The sequence below is a fragment of the Streptomyces sp. NBC_01241 genome, from assembly GCF_041435435.1.
GTDB lineage: Bacteria > Actinomycetota > Actinomycetes > Streptomycetales > Streptomycetaceae > Streptomyces.
On record NZ_CP108494.1, the window covers coordinates 341,787 to 357,374 of the forward strand.

15 protein-coding genes are annotated in these 15,588 nt (G+C 68.4%); 7 read left to right on the forward strand and 8 right to left on the reverse strand.

All coding sequences use genetic code 11. The features are described 5' to 3' along the window. Window positions 1-322 precede the first annotated feature (322 nt). The 4 genes from OG306_RS01650 to OG306_RS01665 all read right to left on the reverse strand — a co-directional run bounded on the left by OG306_RS01650 (window position 323) and on the right by OG306_RS01665 (window position 4,205). Window positions 323-1,939: a transposase gene (locus OG306_RS01650; protein WP_371665057.1), complete on the reverse strand. Its 1,617-nt coding sequence runs from the start codon at window positions 1,937-1,939 to the stop codon at window positions 323-325. Window positions 1,940-2,118: 179 nt separating this feature from the next. Continuing rightward, entirely contained in the window at window positions 2,119-2,895 is a 777-nt protein-coding gene (locus tag OG306_RS01655) for a GNAT family N-acetyltransferase (RefSeq protein WP_266752907.1), read from the reverse strand. Window positions 2,896-3,010: 115 nt separating this feature from the next. Further along, window positions 3,011-3,283, reverse strand: a complete 273-nt coding sequence (locus OG306_RS01660; protein ID WP_266752904.1) for a helix-turn-helix domain-containing protein — start codon at window positions 3,281-3,283, stop codon at window positions 3,011-3,013. A 610-nt stretch (window positions 3,284-3,893) separates the two neighbouring features. After that, a complete protein-coding gene (locus OG306_RS01665; RefSeq protein ID WP_266752900.1) occupies window positions 3,894-4,205 on the reverse strand; it encodes a hypothetical protein in 312 nt (103 codons plus the stop codon). A 466-nt stretch (window positions 4,206-4,671) separates the two neighbouring features. On the opposite strand from OG306_RS01665, the gene tap reads away from it, so the two are divergent. The 3 genes from tap to tpg are packed head-to-tail and all read left to right on the forward strand — an operon-like array spanning window position 4,672 to window position 7,801. After that, the gene (gene tap / locus OG306_RS01670; RefSeq protein WP_266752898.1) at window positions 4,672-6,795 is read left to right on the forward strand and encodes a telomere-associated protein Tap; all 2,124 of its coding nucleotides are present in this window, start codon (window positions 4,672-4,674) and stop codon (window positions 6,793-6,795) included. A gap of 52 nt (window positions 6,796-6,847) precedes the next feature. After that, a complete protein-coding gene (locus tag OG306_RS01675; protein WP_266908490.1) occupies window positions 6,848-7,243 on the forward strand; it encodes a hypothetical protein in 396 nt (131 codons plus the stop codon). A gap of 3 nt (window positions 7,244-7,246) precedes the next feature. Beyond that, window positions 7,247-7,801, forward strand: coding sequence for a telomere-protecting terminal protein Tpg (gene tpg, locus OG306_RS01680; protein ID WP_266752896.1), 555 nt, complete (start codon window positions 7,247-7,249; stop codon window positions 7,799-7,801). A gap of 294 nt (window positions 7,802-8,095) precedes the next feature. On the opposite strand, the gene OG306_RS01685 is transcribed toward tpg, so the two are convergent. Together OG306_RS01685 and OG306_RS01690 are read right to left on the reverse strand one after the other, a co-directional pair. Then, window positions 8,096-9,112 (reverse strand): NAD-dependent epimerase/dehydratase family protein, encoded by a 1,017-nt coding sequence (locus tag OG306_RS01685; RefSeq protein ID WP_266752894.1) that lies wholly within the window; start codon window positions 9,110-9,112, stop codon window positions 8,096-8,098. 408 nt (window positions 9,113-9,520) lie between these two features. Further along, complete coding sequence (locus tag OG306_RS01690; protein ID WP_266752892.1) at window positions 9,521-10,378, reverse strand: class I SAM-dependent methyltransferase; 858 nt, start codon at window positions 10,376-10,378, stop codon at window positions 9,521-9,523. 274 nt (window positions 10,379-10,652) lie between these two features. On the opposite strand from OG306_RS01690, the gene OG306_RS01695 reads away from it, so the two are divergent. Continuing rightward, the gene (locus tag OG306_RS01695; protein ID WP_266752890.1) at window positions 10,653-11,363 is read left to right on the forward strand and encodes a histidine phosphatase family protein; all 711 of its coding nucleotides are present in this window, start codon (window positions 10,653-10,655) and stop codon (window positions 11,361-11,363) included. A 6-nt stretch (window positions 11,364-11,369) separates the two neighbouring features. Here the strand turns inward: OG306_RS01695 and OG306_RS01700 are convergent, their stop codons facing one another. Continuing rightward, window positions 11,370-11,579 (reverse strand): hypothetical protein, encoded by a 210-nt coding sequence (locus OG306_RS01700; protein ID WP_266752888.1) that lies wholly within the window; start codon window positions 11,577-11,579, stop codon window positions 11,370-11,372. A 500-nt stretch (window positions 11,580-12,079) separates the two neighbouring features. Here OG306_RS01700 and OG306_RS01705 point away from each other — a divergent pair, with 500 nt between their 5' ends. After that, complete coding sequence (locus OG306_RS01705; RefSeq protein WP_266752886.1) at window positions 12,080-13,057, forward strand: ABC transporter ATP-binding protein; 978 nt, start codon at window positions 12,080-12,082, stop codon at window positions 13,055-13,057. 5 nt (window positions 13,058-13,062) lie between these two features. Next, the gene (locus OG306_RS01710; RefSeq protein ID WP_266908494.1) at window positions 13,063-13,887 is read left to right on the forward strand and encodes an ABC transporter permease; all 825 of its coding nucleotides are present in this window, start codon (window positions 13,063-13,065) and stop codon (window positions 13,885-13,887) included. A gap of 422 nt (window positions 13,888-14,309) precedes the next feature. Here OG306_RS01710 and OG306_RS01715 read toward each other — a convergent pair whose 3' ends face one another. Then, the gene (locus OG306_RS01715) at window positions 14,310-14,954 is read right to left on the reverse strand and encodes a dihydrofolate reductase family protein (protein ID WP_266752885.1); all 645 of its coding nucleotides are present in this window, start codon (window positions 14,952-14,954) and stop codon (window positions 14,310-14,312) included. A 104-nt stretch (window positions 14,955-15,058) separates the two neighbouring features. Between OG306_RS01715 and OG306_RS01720 the strand changes: the two genes are divergently transcribed. Continuing rightward, a complete protein-coding gene (locus OG306_RS01720; RefSeq protein WP_266752883.1) occupies window positions 15,059-15,556 on the forward strand; it encodes a winged helix-turn-helix transcriptional regulator in 498 nt (165 codons plus the stop codon). Window positions 15,557-15,588: the final 32 nt, after the last annotated feature.

Sequence of the window (15,588 nt, forward strand, 5' to 3'; positions counted from 1 at the left end):
TACGAGATCCGACTGGGGTGGGCGCCCCCTATGCCCCGGGAACAGCGGTGTCCTACGACTGCAACTCACCTCTTACAGTCGCCGCTTGCCGCCTCTCAACGGCCGGTTCCTGGACTCCGGCAGAGCGATCCATCATCCGGAGCTGATACCTGACGAGACATCAACCAGGGGTTCACTCGTCGTTCGCCCGTCCAGTCTTCCCCTTCGCCTGTGGTCCCCGGATGGCACGGGCACCCTTGGGCTTGACCCCCTGAGCTCCGCACCCCGCGGTTACCCGCAACGCACGTCAGGGTGGGGACAGACCCTGGACACTGGCCCGGAACTACACCTTCAACATCGAACCTCCACTCGGTGTGTTCACTCGTATCGTGCGCCCTCGTGTCGCACGGTTGATGGTTCCTTCCACTCCGGCCCGCAGGGCGTACTTGTCCTTCCAGGTCTTGGTCTTCTGTTCGGCGCGGGCGGCGGCGAGGACGGTGTGCAGGTGCTCGGGGTAGAGGGTGAGCATGCGGTTGCCGCGCCGGGCCGAGGTGCACTCGGGTCGGACGGGGCATGCTTGGCAGTCCGTCTTAGCGAACTCGACGACGATGGCGTCTCGTTCGCGTTGTCGCACCGGGTGCCATCCGGTGCTGGTGTTGCCCTGGGGGCAGCGGACCCGTCGGGCTTTCCAGTCGATCCGGAAGGCGCTCTTGTCGTAGCCGGCGTGGCTCTTGGCCTGGGCGGATCGGTCGAGGAGGACGGGAGTGACCATGACGGTTCCGCGGCTGCGGGCGGTCTCGATCAGTTCGGCGGAGGGGTAACCGGAGTCCAGGTAGTGCTCGGCGGGCGGCAGGCCGCGGTCGGCGAGTTGTTGCTGGATCGGCGCGGTGGCCTTCACGTCCGGCACCGTCGACAGGGTGGTGGTCACATCCGTGATCAGGTTCGGCCGTCCCCGGACTTCGGCTTCGGCTTCGGCTTCGGCTTCGGCTTCGGCTTCGGCTTCGGGGGGAGTGTTGTCGCAGCTCTCGGTGAGATGGACCTTGTAGCCGAGCCAGAACAGGTCGTCGCCCTTGGCGGACCAGCGGGCGTCGGTGTCGTAGGGCGAGGCGAGGCGGAGATGGCCGGGCGGGACACCGTCCTCGTCGGCTTCCCGCTTGCTGACCACCTCCTTGCCCCGGCTGCTGGTGCGGACGGTGTAGGTCTGCACGAGGACTTGGCGCATGATGTCCACGGCCCCGATCTCCCGCAGCCAGGCCGGCGCGTCGGGCGACCAGACGGCCCGGCACAGCCGCAACGCGTCCTGTCCGTAGACCTGGGACAACTGGTCGCGCTTGACCTTGGAGCCGGGCAGTTTCCAGCTGTCGACCCGAGGTCCGTAGCGGTGGGCGAACTCCGGCACGTCCACGGCCCGGGCCAGCCAGTCCGGTGCCGCGACCGACAGCGCCTCCAGCGCAGCCCGCACGCTCTCCCCGGCCAGCTCCAACCGGTTCAAGTCCCGTACCGCGCTGACCACATGGGTGGAATCGGTGCGCTGCTTTCCTCCCGCGGCCACCAGCCCGGCGTCCACGCAGTACTCAAGGAGCCGGTCGAAGACGACACGCTCCATGCCGTTGTCGACCAGGCGGGCCCGGAACCGGGGCAGCACACTGTGGTCGAAGCCGGTGTCCGTCAGCTCCAGGCCGAGGGCGTACTCCCAGTCGATGGCCCGTATCGCCATCGCCGCGGCCTGCCGATCAGTCAAATTCTCCGCGAACTGCAACACCGTGACCAGCGACAGCATCCCCGGCGACAGACCCGGCGCCCCACGCACCCCGAACGCCTCGGCGAACGGCTCATCGGTGAAGACCTCCCCGAGCCGGTCCCGCACCCGGATCGCCAAACTCCCCTGCGGGAACGCCGCCCGCGCGACCCGCACCGTCTGCTCCGGCACCGGCGGCAGCCCCATCGGCCGCAACGACATCACAACCCACCCTCCACGGCCGGACGACACGTAACGACCGCAGGAACGATCATCACCTACCGGTCAAGCAGCCGCAGAGAATTGCGCACCAGAGTCCTCCAGGCCCGGGAGGTTCCTCACCCCTGCCCGGCCGAAGTGCTCCAGCCCGCGAGCGAGAAGCGTTGAGCAGGGGGTACCGGCTACGGCTTGTACACGTACGGGGTCGTGGTGCTCAGAGCGGCGAAGCCGAGCCGCTGCAGGATCGGGCGGCTCTGGTCGGAGGCGTCCACCTGCAGGTAGTGGTAGCCGTGCTCGGCGGCGATCTCGGCGCGGTGCGCAACCAGCGCCCGGTAGATCCCCCGGCCGCGCCAGGCGGGTACGGTGCCGCCGCCCCAGAGGCTGGCGAACTCGGTGCCCGGGTGTAGTTCCATCCGCGCCCCGCAGACCGGCATGTCGCCGGCCATCGCGACGACCATGCTGACCGCCCCCGGGCTCTCGGCCAGCATGTCGAGCAGGCTCGGCCGCAACCAGTCCGCAGTCGTCTCGAACGCCCCCTCGTGCGCGGACAGCATGAGCTCCACGTCGGCTGGGGTAGTCACCGGGTGCAGCCGGACACCCTCGGGCAGTCCGCTGCCATCGGGCAGGTCGGCGATCCGGGCGATCATCAGGGCCTCGTCGGGCTCAGCCTCGAACCCGGCCGCCAGCAGCAGCTCGCCGAGATCCTCCGGCTGGTCGTGCGAGTAGAGCTTCCACTCGAACTCACGGCCCAGCTCGGTGAAGTACTGCACCTGCTCGGCGATCGCCGGCCGCGCCGTGGCCTGGTCCAGGCCGGACCAGACGACCGCGCTCCAGCCGCCCTCGACGCCGACCTGCCGCACCACCTTGCCGACCCGCTCGACCCGGGCGCCGGGCGCGTCGGCGAGGGTATCCCGCCGCATCTGACGGTCGAAGAGGGCGAGTACCTCAGAAGTATCCATCCGCGCATTTCAGCACGGGCGAGAGGGTTCACCAAGCGGATTTCCGCCCACCTGAGGGGGCCGGGTCAGCCGCCGCAAGAACAACGGATATCGCTGACCTGGGGCGATGCCGTGGTTACTTTGCCGACTGCGCTGGGCGGGGCAGTGCGGCTGCCCCTGTCGGCTCGGCGAGCGCGAGTCGTCCGCCCTTCAGCTCGGGCACGTACTTGCAGATCGTGTCGCGGGAGACGCCGAGGAACTTGGCGATCGAGGAGACGGAGTTCTCTGGGTGAGTGAGCAGGTCGCGGGCGTGGCGCACCTGTTCCTCGGTCATGGCCGGCGGGCGGCCGAGCCGGGCGCCGCGGGCGCGGGCGGCGACGCTCCGCCCGAATCGCCCCGCTCCCGGCATCTTGCGGGCGTCGCACGCCGGTGGACGCCCGGCCTCCACCGGTGGCCTTGGCCTTCCCGGTATCGACCACCGCAACCCGGGGCTGTGGGGTGGCTGGGGACTGCATCAGCGCCCAAACCAGGGCGGCAATACCGGTGGCGCCCTGGACCGAGGCGGCAACCAACTGGCCGGTATCTGGGCTGTCCAGCAGCCAGAAGAACGGCGTCGACACGGTCAACACGACCGCCGCCACCATGACCGTGATCTTCCTACGTCGCGACACACCCACTCGCCCCCTCCCCGCAGCCGACGAACGCGCGCCCTCAGCAGCATGGATGAACTTCAACTGTTAGCACAGGACGCCTCTGCACAACCACCAGGTCCCCGCTCGCGTTGGAACTCACCGTCCCAGCGCCGCCCGGCACAGGTGGCAGGGTTCAGAACGGCCCCGCTACCGCTTTGCCTGCATCGGCGGAAGCTCCGCCTTCTCCCGGTCCCGGGGTGGGGTCGGCTGGTCATCCAGCGGGGCCCGAGGGCCGGGCATGGTGGCCGCAGCGAGGTTGAGACGGGCGTCCATGTCGAAATTGGCCTCTCCGTACGGGCGGACATGGGACCAGAAGAGCGGGGTCGGTCAGCGCCGGTCGGCGGGCGTGAGGAGCTCTGCCCACTCCGGTTCACCGAGGATGTCTTGGAGCATGAGGGTGTTGACGTAGACCGCTTCCTTGGTCTTCCCCAGCGCCGGAGGCGCGTCCTCGCCCTCCGTACCGCCACGGTCGGGTCCGGCGTCGTCGTCCTGGTCGGTGCCGGCGGCCACCGGAGCCACCAGCCGCTCGATGGTCTCCGCCGTCAGCCGTGAGGAGATCTGCGCAGTCAGCGACTCCTCGGGCGCCCGCAGGGCAGCCGCCACGATCCGGTCGCACCGGCCCGGCGTGGGCGGTTCCATGCTCTCCATGCGGCAATGTGCCGGCAGCTCCACCCGGACCTGCTCGGGCCTGCGTTCCTTGTGCGCAACGTGCTCGGCCGGATACGCCGTCAGCTTCTCCGCGTCCGCGACGCTGCACTCGCGGAAGCCGAGGTGCTCCCGGACCTACGCACGGTGGTACTCGACCGTACGGCCCGTCCAGTCGTAGGAATCCAGCGCCGTGACCGCCGCACCTGCACAAGACCGTAACTCTCCAGAACCTGCCTGCACATGACCGGGACAGAGCCTCACATGCCTATAGAAGAGCGGGACTGCCTGCACATCGCAGAAACAGGACAGAAAAATCCGTCAACTCACCCTTTACGTACGGGTGTTCGCTTCTGACGCGCTCCTCTGACGTCAGATTGGCAGACTTGTGGACGGGTTAAATGTTTGAGTTAAACGCAAGGGTAAATTCTGCTACTGTCCAGACTGGAGGTAGAGACACATGGCATCCGAGGAAGAGCTGTTCGCGAACATCGACGCGCTGCTGGAGGAGGAGCCTCAGCTCCCGCCCCCGGCGGAGCGCGCCCGGCTGCGCGAGGCCGCCGGTATCACCCAGGTCCGCCTCGCGACCGCGTTGAAGACGTCGACGCAGTCGGTCAAGAACTACGAGAACGGCCGCTCCGAGCCGAAGTCGCCACGCCTGGAGGCGTACCAGCGGTTGCTGAACGGCTGGGCGGCGAAGTACCCCGCCCACGGCACTCCCGCCGCTGCGCCCGTCCCGGCCGCCGCGCCGCAACCGGCCCCGGAAACGTTCACCGGCCCGGCTGCGCCCGAGGTGCCCGCGGCGGAGACCGTCGCGCCGGCGGAGGCACCCGCCGCCCCGGTCGCGCCGGAGCGACCCGCCCGCCCGGCGACGTCGTCTCGCCGCCCGGCCGCGAAAAAGGCAGCCAAGCCCGCGACCGATCCACGCTTCCCGCACGGCCCGCTCGCGGTGCTGGACGGTGACGGCTCCGCGTACGGCGTCGACGGCATCGTGCTGGACTGCCCGGCGACCACCGTGCCTCATCTGGTGGAGTGGACCCTCAAGGAGTCCGGTCTCGGCGCGCCGAAGCTGCACCGCAACGGGAAGGACTCCGACCCGCTGATCGTGCTCACCGCGTCCGCGGCCGTGAAGCTCGGGCTGCCAGAGCGCTTGGAGGGCCACGAGCAGCGCCGCTCCCTGCGCCTGCCCGAGGACCACCCCGTGATCAAGCAGGTCACCAAGGCGAAGTGGCAGCTCACGCAGCGCGGGTTCGGCCCGTGGGCGAGGATCTACCGCAGGGCCACCGGAAACCAGCGCCAGTGCGTGCAGCTCGCCGTCCTCTCGTGGGACGCCCTCGATGAGCGGTCGTGGCCGGGGGCGTCGGAGATGGAGCCGGCCGACGTCGCCCGCGTCCTCGGGATTTACGCCCAGCGGGTCATCACCCCGCGCGGCAGCACGGCCGTGTCCGGACTGGAGCTGATGACAGCACTGCGCCCGCCGACCCGGGCCGTGCAGGACAAGGAGACCGGCAACTGGGTCTCCGGCCACAACCCCGGCTCGCTGGGCACGGACCCGATGGACCCGGCACCGCCGGAGGCCCGTCCCGAGCACCCCGTGGTCGTCCACTCCGGCTGGACCGGCGGCTTCCTGAACGAGGAGGCGTACCAGTGGGTGCGCGACGTCTCACTGCTGTCCGATGAGGAGTGCCTGCTGCCGTGGGCGGTGGGGCTCGACTTGAACACCGCGTTCCTCGCGGCCGCGGCGAGGCTGACGGTGGGGCTCTCCGCGCCCGACCACTTCCACGCCCCGACGTTCAACCCGAAGATCCCCGGCTCCTGGCTGGTGGACCTCTCCCACGTTGAACTGGACCCGCGCCTCCCTTCGCCGTTCACGCCGACCGGCGAGCGCCCGACGGGACCTGCCTGGTACCAGACGCACACCGTCGCCTACGCCCAGGAGCTCGGCTACAACGTCGCCCCGATCGAGGCGTACCTACGCCGGGAGGCCGGGGCGTACCTGGACCCGTGGCACGACCGGCTCAAGAACGCGTACGTCGACACGCTCGCCGACCTGGGCGTCACGAAGGACCTCACCGACCTCGAGTTCCTTGCCGCGATGGAGCAGCACAAGCAGGCCGACCCGGCCCTGGCGGCCGTACTCGCCGCCATCAAGGGCACCGTCAAGGGCGGCATCGGCAAGCTCCGCGAGGGCCCGCAGGGCAAGCAGTACCGCGACGGCGAGACGTGGCCGGCCCTTCAGCGGCCGACCTGGCGCCCGGACATCCGGGCCGCCGTCATCAGCAAGGCCCGGGTCAACATGCACCGCAAGCTCAGCAACATGGCCAAGATGACGGGCCTGTACCCGCTGGCCGTGCTGTCCGACTGCGTCGTCTACCCCTCACCCGGGGCCTCGCCGATGGACTTCCTGCCGTACGCCACCTCCGGTAAGCCGCAGCCGGGCGGCTTCCGCCTCGGTCCCACCCCGGGCCTGGCAAAGCTGGAGGGCGTCCAGGAGATGGCGTGGGCGGTCGACCTGATGGAGAAGGGCCTCAACCCCGCTCGCCACATCAAGGGCGGCGACGCCGTCCTCGAAGAGGGCAAGTAGGCCGTACTCTGGCGCGCCCCCACTGGAGATATCACCGAAGGAGTCGTACCCGATGAACACCACCGACGCCACGGCCTTCCCGGAGTGGCCCGCTCCCTCTGCCTCGCCTGTCCACGACCCGGCCTTGTTCGCGCGGGCGATGCGGGACATGCGTCTGACCTGGCGTGCCCGCGGCGTCCTGGCCGAACTCGCCACCGGCTACACCCCCGGGCAGGAGCCCACGGTCAGCGATCTGGTCTCCCTTACCCGTGACGAGCGCCTGGGCGCCGAGGGCCGCGACGCCTTCCGCAAGGCGGTCGGCGAGCTCCGCAGTCTTGGCTACCTCACGCCCGACGCCACTACAGCCTCCGGCGTGGGCGAGCGCCTGGTCGTGGACCTCGCCCCGGCCGCCGACGCTCACCTGATCCGCCGCCGCTACGGCCACGGCGCGCTTACGGACGGGAGCTGACCGGTGGGAGAGATCGAGGACGCGATCGAGCGTGCCGACCGGGAGGCGTTCACCCGGGAGCCGCCCAAGACCCTCCAGGGCCGCATCAACTTCCTGATGAAGCAGCTGAAGACGACGCGCGCCGTGGCTGCCGAACTGGGTGTCACCCAGCGGTCGGTGGAGCGCTACCGCAAGGGCGAGCGCAAGCACCCGCCCAAGGACATCGCCGTGAGGATCGACAGCGCTGTCCGGTCCCGCTGGCAGCCCCAGGTGCGCAAGCGCCGGCGGAAGCAGGCCGCCGCCACCGGGATCACCGTGGAGACGCGGGCCCGCTTCGGCTACACCGCGCCGATCGGCACCACCGACGACGGCCGCTTCCGCCGCCTCACTGTCCGCCTCCCCGCGACGTACGCGCAGCGCCTGTTCGACGCCCGCGACGCCGGGGCCAGCGACCAGGAGATGCGTGGGATCATCGCCGAAGGCTTTAAGGACGTTTATTTCCAGGACGGCGGGGGCCGGGCCATGGGGCTGTCGGACGTGGCCATTAACGACATCGACTACCTGGATCTCGACTACTGAATTCGGAGCCCTTTTATGGCGAGCATCAATTACTGGGACTGAGCGGCTGAGTTGGCCCTCTAGCGCTTGAGTTGGCCTGGCTGAGCGTCATTGTTGGCCCGCAGGGCAGCCGTCGGTGCGCTGACACGGACGAGGCCCGATGGACAGGCGGGACATACGCCAATCACCCCAGGTCTCTTTTCTTGCGGAGTGACGGCTGACTATGGTCATCGGAGGCTCGGGGACACTTCCGCGGCGCCTGGCCCTGCTGCACCGTTGCCGGGTCGCGGGGCCGGGGCGCGGTGGGGTTCAGGCCTACGACCTGCGGTCGTCCCACGCGGCGAGGACCGCGTCGTGCTTGTCCTTGTCCAAGCCGACGGGAATTTTCCCCTGAAGGTACTTGGGCCGCGGATACCCGCCCTCGCTGAGCGCTCGCCAGGTGTCCGCGGCGGTATCGGCGACCGGACGGCAGCGCAGACCTGTGGCCAGGGCCTTGGCCGAGGAAGCGGTCCAGGTACCGGCCACCTCGGGAATGTCAGGGGCCCACAATGGTACTTCGGTCCACGGGGCCACGCCGTGATCCTGGAGGAACTGCTCGTCCGCCCACACGAGTTCGGTGTCAACACCGGTGGCGTCGACGCAGGCACCCAGCAGCTCACCCATGGTCGTGTTCTCGCGGACACCGGTGGTCAGATATCGGCCGGTGCCGCCCTCGGCGAGCCGGTCGAGCATGAAGTCGGCGATGTCACGGGCGTCGATCAGCTGCATCGCGCGGTCCGGGGACCCCGGAGCCAGCACACGGCCGCCACGTGCGATGGTCTCCAGCCACCACGGGAGGCGCCCGACGTTCTCTCCGGGACCGACGATGATTCCGGGATTGACGATCAGGGCGGGTTCGGGGAAGCCCTCCTCGACCGCCCGCTCGCATCCGGCCTTGAGCGCGTTGTAGGGCACGTCGTCCGGCGAGGCGTCCGGAGCGCAGGCGTGGCGAGGGAAGGACTCGTCCACCCCCTTGGCGGGCCAGTCCGAGTAGGCATGGAAGGACGAGACGAAGGCGTACATTTCCGCATGGCCGGCCATGGCCCGGACAGAACGCTGCACGATCTGGGGCTCGAACCCGCAGGTGTCCATCACACAGTCCCAGGTCCGCCCCTCCACCAGCGCACGCAAGGCGGCTTCGTTCCCTCGGTCGCCCTGGACCGCCTCCGCGCCCGAAGGCGTCGGGCCCGCCTGTCCGCGGTTGAACAACGTCACCTCGTGACCACGTCGCAGCGCCTCGTCCACAAGCGCACGGCCCAGGAAGACGGTTCCACCGATAAAAAGGATCTTCATGAACGCAAGGCTTTCATCGTGCAATGAACTTGCCAAGATCCCCATGCACTGGCGTTGAGCAGGTTCCGTGTCGGCCAGCCCGATCACACTTCATCTCTCTCGAAAGGTCGCAGCAGCGGGCCGACACCAACGCTGAGCCTGGCCAACTCAAGCGCTAAAGGGCCAACTCGGCCGCTCAGCCACAATTACCCGTTCCCGGCCCCGAAGAACGCGGCCGAACGCGCAGCGAACCGTCAGGCCGTCGACGACTACCAGCGTCAGGAGGAGGAAGGCGCCGGCTTTCTCGACTGGGAGGAGGAGCTGGGATGGAGCTGACCGACCACGCCGAAGCGGCACCGGCCGACGACAAGCCCGGCTTCCTGGCCTGCCGGCGACGGAAACCCGAGAGTCGGGGCGGGCCCGGCCGTGTCAGGGGGACTTCACGGCGTTGATCACGGTGTATCCCATCTTGTCACGGCACAGGGCGAGGATGCTCGGGTAGACGGTGTCGAGCTGCACCATCGCGGCGGTGCCCACCAGCTCCGCGATCTGGGCGCGCCTTGCGGCGAACAGGCGCGGGATCAGCTCGTAGGTGGGCTTGAACTCTCGGGACATGTCGCGGATGCCGTGGATGGTGAAGCCGGCCTCGCCGAGCATGCGGGAGTAGTCCTTGGGTCCGGCGGGAAGTCGGGAGAGGGCGAACGCGGCCTGGAAGAGCTGGACTTCCTCAGGCGTGAAGGGTTCGGCTTCGTAGCAGTCCGCGAGAACGAAGCGGCCCCCGGGCCGCAGCACCCGCCGAACCTCGCGGATCGCGGCGGGGCGGTCGGAGAAGTGCGCGAACGACTCGATGGCCCACGCGGCGTCGAAGATCTCGGACTCCTGGGGCAGGGCCATGGCGTCCGCCTGTTCGAAGGCGACGCGGTCGGACAGTCCCGCCTTCGAGGCGCGGTCGCGGCCGGCCCGGACCTGCGCGGCGCTGACCGTCACGCCGAGCACGCTCGCGCCCGACTCGGCACCGATTCGCACGGTGGGCCGGCCGGTGCCGCAGCCGACGTCCAGCATCCGCTGTCCCGGCAGCAGCCCGACCTCGTTGATGAGGCTGCCGGTCCAGGAGTCCTGGGCCCGGGTCAGTTCCTCCCACATCTCGTCGGCTGTCGGCTCCCCCGTCTGCGTCCGCACGCCGTCGGTCCACATGCCCAGGTGCATGCTGTCGCCCATGGTCAGGCCATACAGGCCTCCGAAGCGGTCGTACCATTCGCCGACATCCCGGGCCGATGGATCGCTCATGTCCAACTCCTCGCTTCCGTTTGGCCCACCAGGCGAGGTGGTGCCGCCGGGCCGACCCGACCGATCGGCCCCGCTGCCTCCACTACTTCCCCGGAACGGCCGCGCAGTGAGGCCATACGGCGGGGCGCACGGAAGCACGAATGGATTCGCCCTCCCCAGTCGGCCTCCCGACGAGGCAGAACTGAGTCAGGACAGCCGCGACGGAACCATGCACAAAGAGCTCAGCGTCCATCCCTGACATACAAGATCAGGGATGGCGACGGAGACCCGGAACATGACAGACGCAGCCACTCGATACCTCTACCTCGCCCGGCACGGTGAAGCGTCGGCAGATGAGACGACCCTGACGGAAAGCGGCCGGCGCCAAGCCGTTCTGCTCGGTGAACGGCTCCGGAACACCCCACTTTCGGCGATTTACCACGGGCCGCTGCCCCGGGCGCAGCAGACGGCCCAGCTGATCAGCGCACAACTTGACGCCGTCCCACTGCACCAGTCGGAACTGGCCGGCGACTACATCCCCTACCTGCCTGCGAAGGAGGAGCTGCCGCCGGATTCGGCTGATGCCATGCTCAGCTTCCTCGCTCAGGTTCCCGAAGAGGAGCGCAACCTCGGTCCGGCGCTCGCCCGGGAAGCGCTCGCAGAGTTCACAGGCCCGGTCGACGGAGACCGGCCCCGCCATGAGCTGGTCGTCACGCACAACTTCCTCATCGGCTGGCTGATCCGGGCTGCCCTCGACGCACCCGAGTGGCGCTGGATGGGCCTCAACCACAGCAACGCAGCTCTGACGGCCATCCGCTACGCGCCCGGCAGGCCGTCCTCCGTGCTGTTCTACAACGACATGCGGCACCTGCCCGCAGAGCTGCGCTGGACCGGCTTCCCACTCGACCTCACCGCCGAGGTCACTTCACCGGCACGCAGGGCAGCCGCGAGTTTTTCGGGCCGTCTGAAAATTCCACTCCCTGAATCCGACCGTACTGACCTCTGAAACAGGTCATGAAATGCTGCTTCGCACAACGGGATGGATGTCTCCATACTCATCATGTTCCTCCCCGGCCACAGACAATTCGCCCGACCGCCGGCGATGGCGACGCGCGGCCGGATCGACGGGCAGATATGCCGGACGCTGCTCGCGGACCCGGTCCTTGAGCACCGTCATGCCCTTCTCCCAGCCGATCCGCTCGGCGATCACGTTCGTCGGCATAGTTTTGATCCGCCGTCAGAGGGTCACGATTCACCCGTCGCCGATAACGAGGTGTTCCGGTACTCCAGACGCCCCGCCCACTCGGGAGCCGGGGCTCCGTCCCGGCCGAACCCACGCAGACCGACGTCCGACCACAGTCGCCGGGTGCGCGGTGTCAGCCAGAGCGCACGGTCGCGGATGTTCCGGTTGATGGTCGCCTTGGTGGTGGTCCGGGTACGTGTGCGGCGATTTACAGGGATGATCCGGGCCGCAACAGAGCGATTACCACCGAAAGCGACAAGGAGGTTCCGGTGTCGCGCCAGCCCCCTTATCCACCCCTATTGAGGGGAAACTTAAACGGTCCCCGAAGCCTGGACGCATCACCGCAGGTCAGCGCCGCGGCGACGAGAATCCCAAGAATTTCCCATCAATAGGGGGTCACCCCTATTTTGCGGCGGAGGTGCACTCCGCTCCCTACCGTCACTGGGCTTCTGACAGAAGCAGTCGTTAGGGTCGGCATTGTGACTGATGCCGTGAGGGTCGAAGACCTGGTGAAGAAATATCCGAACGGTCCGGTACCCGCAGTGGACGGCCTGAGTTTTTCCGTGTCGCACGGAGAGGTCTTCGGTCTGCTCGGACCGAATGGAGCCGGCAAGACCACGACCGTGGGAATCCTGACCACGCGGGTGCTCCCCACCTCGGGACGTGCCATGGTCGATTCGGTGGACGTGGTGGCGGAGTCCGCCCGGGCGCGCAGGGCGCTGGCCGTGGTGCCGCAGCGCAACAACCTGGACCGGTCTCTGACCGTCCGTCAGAACCTGCTGTTCCACGCGGCCTACCACGGGGCCCGCTCCGCCGAGCGGAAGCGGACGGCGGACCTCCTCCTGGAGCGAATGGGACTGAAGGACTTCGCTGACGCCCGTGTCGACTTCATGTCCGGCGGTCAGGCTCAGCGGGTGATGATTGCGCGGGCGCTGATGCACCGGCCCTCTGTGCTGTTCCTCGACGAGCCGGCGACGGGACTCGATCCACAGGCACGGCTGTTCGTGCACGAACGGATATCCGAACTCCGCGACGACGGGGTGACCGTGGTGCTCACCACCCACGACATGGACGAGGCCGAGAAGCTGTGCGACCGCGTCGGCATCGTCGACCACGGCAAGCTCATCGCCCTCGACACGCCCGCCGCGCTGACCCGCACCCTCCCCGGCAGCAGCACCTTGACCGTCACGCTCCGCCTTTCCGACAGCGCCACCGCCGAGGACGTCACGCTCACGCTCGCGGGTGCTGACGGGGTGGAGCGGGTGGAGCGCCTTCCGGCGGACCCCTCGGGCGCGGACGAGCAGTTCCGGCTCTATACGGCCCTTGCCCCAACCGCTGTGCTGCCGGGCGTCATCAAGGTGCTCGAGGGCGTCAGCTGCGAGGTGAGTGACATCGCCATCGGCAGACCGAGCCTCGAGGACGTGTTCATCCATTTCACCGGTCGGGAGCTCCGTTGACCAGCATGCTTGAAACGCCGAGCCGTCAGGGCGGCGACGACGCGGCGCGCGGGCCCGGCTCCGCGCGCGTCTTCATGGCCGTCTTCTGGCGCGACCTGTTCGTCACGGGCCGCGAACTTCCCTCGTTCCTCGCGCAGGTGGTTCTCCAACCGCTCTTCACCCTCTTCATCCTGGGCAAGGTTTTGGGTGATCTCGGTTACGTGGGCGCCGAGTTCGAGCAGGTACTGCTGCCGGGCGTGGTGGCTCTGGCCGCGTTCATCGGAGCCTTGCAGAACACCGCCCTTCCGCTGGTGCTGGACTTCTCCTACACCAGGGAGATCGAGGACCGGCTCCTGGCACCGCTGCGTCTGGAACTGATCGCGGTCGAGAAGATGCTCTTCGGCGCCGCGCGTGGAGTGCTGTCGGCCGTGCTGATGATCCCGATCGGCATGCTCATCCTGGACGGGGTGGACTGGCCGTTGAGCGCTGTGCCAGGGATCGCCGGAGTGATCCTGCTGGGATCTCTGGTGGGTGCGGCGATCGGAATGACCCTGGGCACCTTTGTTCCGCCGCAGCGGATCGAGATCATGTTCGCGGTGACGCTCACTCCGTTGATGTTCACCGGCGCCACGCAGTTTCCCTGGCTCGGTCTCGAAGCGATTCGGTGGTTCCAGGTAATTTGCGCGGTCAACCCGCTGACATACTTCAGCGAAGCACTGCGCGCGTTGCTGCTGGTGGACGGCAGCGTCGAGTCGCTGCCGCTGTGGATCTCCCTTCTGGCCCTGGGCGCGGCACTCATCGGCTTCGGTTTCGCCGGCGTCAAGGGCTTCATGAAACGCGCGCTCGACTGACCGGTCGAGCGGAGCGCGGTGGCTGGCGGAACCTGTGTCCCCCGGGGGCTGGTCACTCCTCGTGCACGTGTGCCGTCATGCGCGGGTCGGTCTCCTGCCGGCTCCGCGCATGACTTAGAGGCCACGCCGATAGGCACGGGCGGGGCCCATTGGCAGATGGGGCAAGCACAGGTTCCGTGATCACGGAGTTGCGACGCTCTGTGACCACCGGAGATCCTGTGTCTGCGACGCCATCATGTCGGCGAGCCCGGCCACGGTCGCGCGGTCGTTGAAGGCGCTGCCGATCAGGATCAGCGGCGCGCCCTGGCCGGTCGTGTCGACGGCGAACGTGGTGCCGTCCCTGGAAGTGATGTTCGTCCCGTCGGCCTTCGGAGCATGCGGGGTGGGAGACCGAGGCCGATTGCCGCCTGCGCGGGCGGTCGCTACGGCCGGGTGAAGGTCATGTGCGTGACGCCGCTGGGGGTTGTCACGGACTCGGCCTGGAAGCGCTTCTCGAGTCCTTCGAGTCCGTCCCACAGGCGCTCGCCACGGCCCAAAACGATCGGGACGACGGCGATGTGCAAATGATCGATGAGGTCTTCGACGAGGAACTCGCGGATCGTGGTCGGCCCGCCACCGATCCTCACGTCCAGGCCGCCTGCGGCCTCGCGCGCCTGACGGAGTGCCTCCTGCGGCGTGGCGTCGATGAAGTGGAATGTGGTGCCGCCCTCCATCTCCACCGAGGGGCGGGGGTGGTGGGTCAGGACGAACACCGGGGCGTGGAAGGGCGGGTTGGGCCCCCACCAGCCGTTCCAGTCGTCGTTCTGCCATGGCCCGCGCTGGGGGCCGAACTTGTTGCGGCCCATGATCTCCGCTCCGATGCCGACATCCCAGGTGCCGGCGATGGCGTCATCGACCCCAGTACTCCCGTCCGGCTTGCCCAGCATCTGCTGGAAGGTCCTGGTCGGGAAGAACCACTCATGGAGCCGCGTGCCGGCGTGGCCGAACGGGGCGTCGAGACTCTGCCCTTCACCAGTGGCGAATCCGTCGATAGAGATGGAGAAGTTGTGGACCCTCACGCGGGACATTGCACGGACCCCTGCCCTCGAAGCGATGTGATTGCGAACTGCAATCACTAGCCGTGGGCGAGCCTAAACTCGGTGATGGCAGAATGCAATCACTGGAGGTGGGCATGCGAGACAAACCGCGGTCCGGATGTGCGGTCAACGCGGCGGTGGAGGCGCTCGGGGACCAGTGGAGCCTCATCGTCCTGCGCGACGTAATGTTCGGCGGGCGCCGACACTTCCGCAAGCTGCTCAGCCACTCCGAGGAGGGGATCGCGTCAAACATCCTCAGCAGCCGTCTCAAGGCCCTCGTCGCCGGCGGTCTCCTCACGCAGGAGCAGGCCGAACGAGGACGTCGAGCGACCTACAGCCTCACAGAAGCGGGCATCCAGACAGTCCCCATCATGGTCGCGCTCGGCTCCTGGGGAATGCGGCACCGCCCGACCACACCCGAACTCAGCGTCCGCGCTCGCCTCTTGGAGGACGGCGGCCCGCATCTCTGGGAGGACCTCATGGACGAACTCCGCGAGGTACACCTGGGTATTCCCCGCCCGAACCCCAACCACCCCCGGGCCTCCGAACTCCTTCAGGCAGCCTACGAGCAGTCACTCACGGAGGCGCACTGACACACCCCTCCGGCCGGCCTCAAGATCGCTTG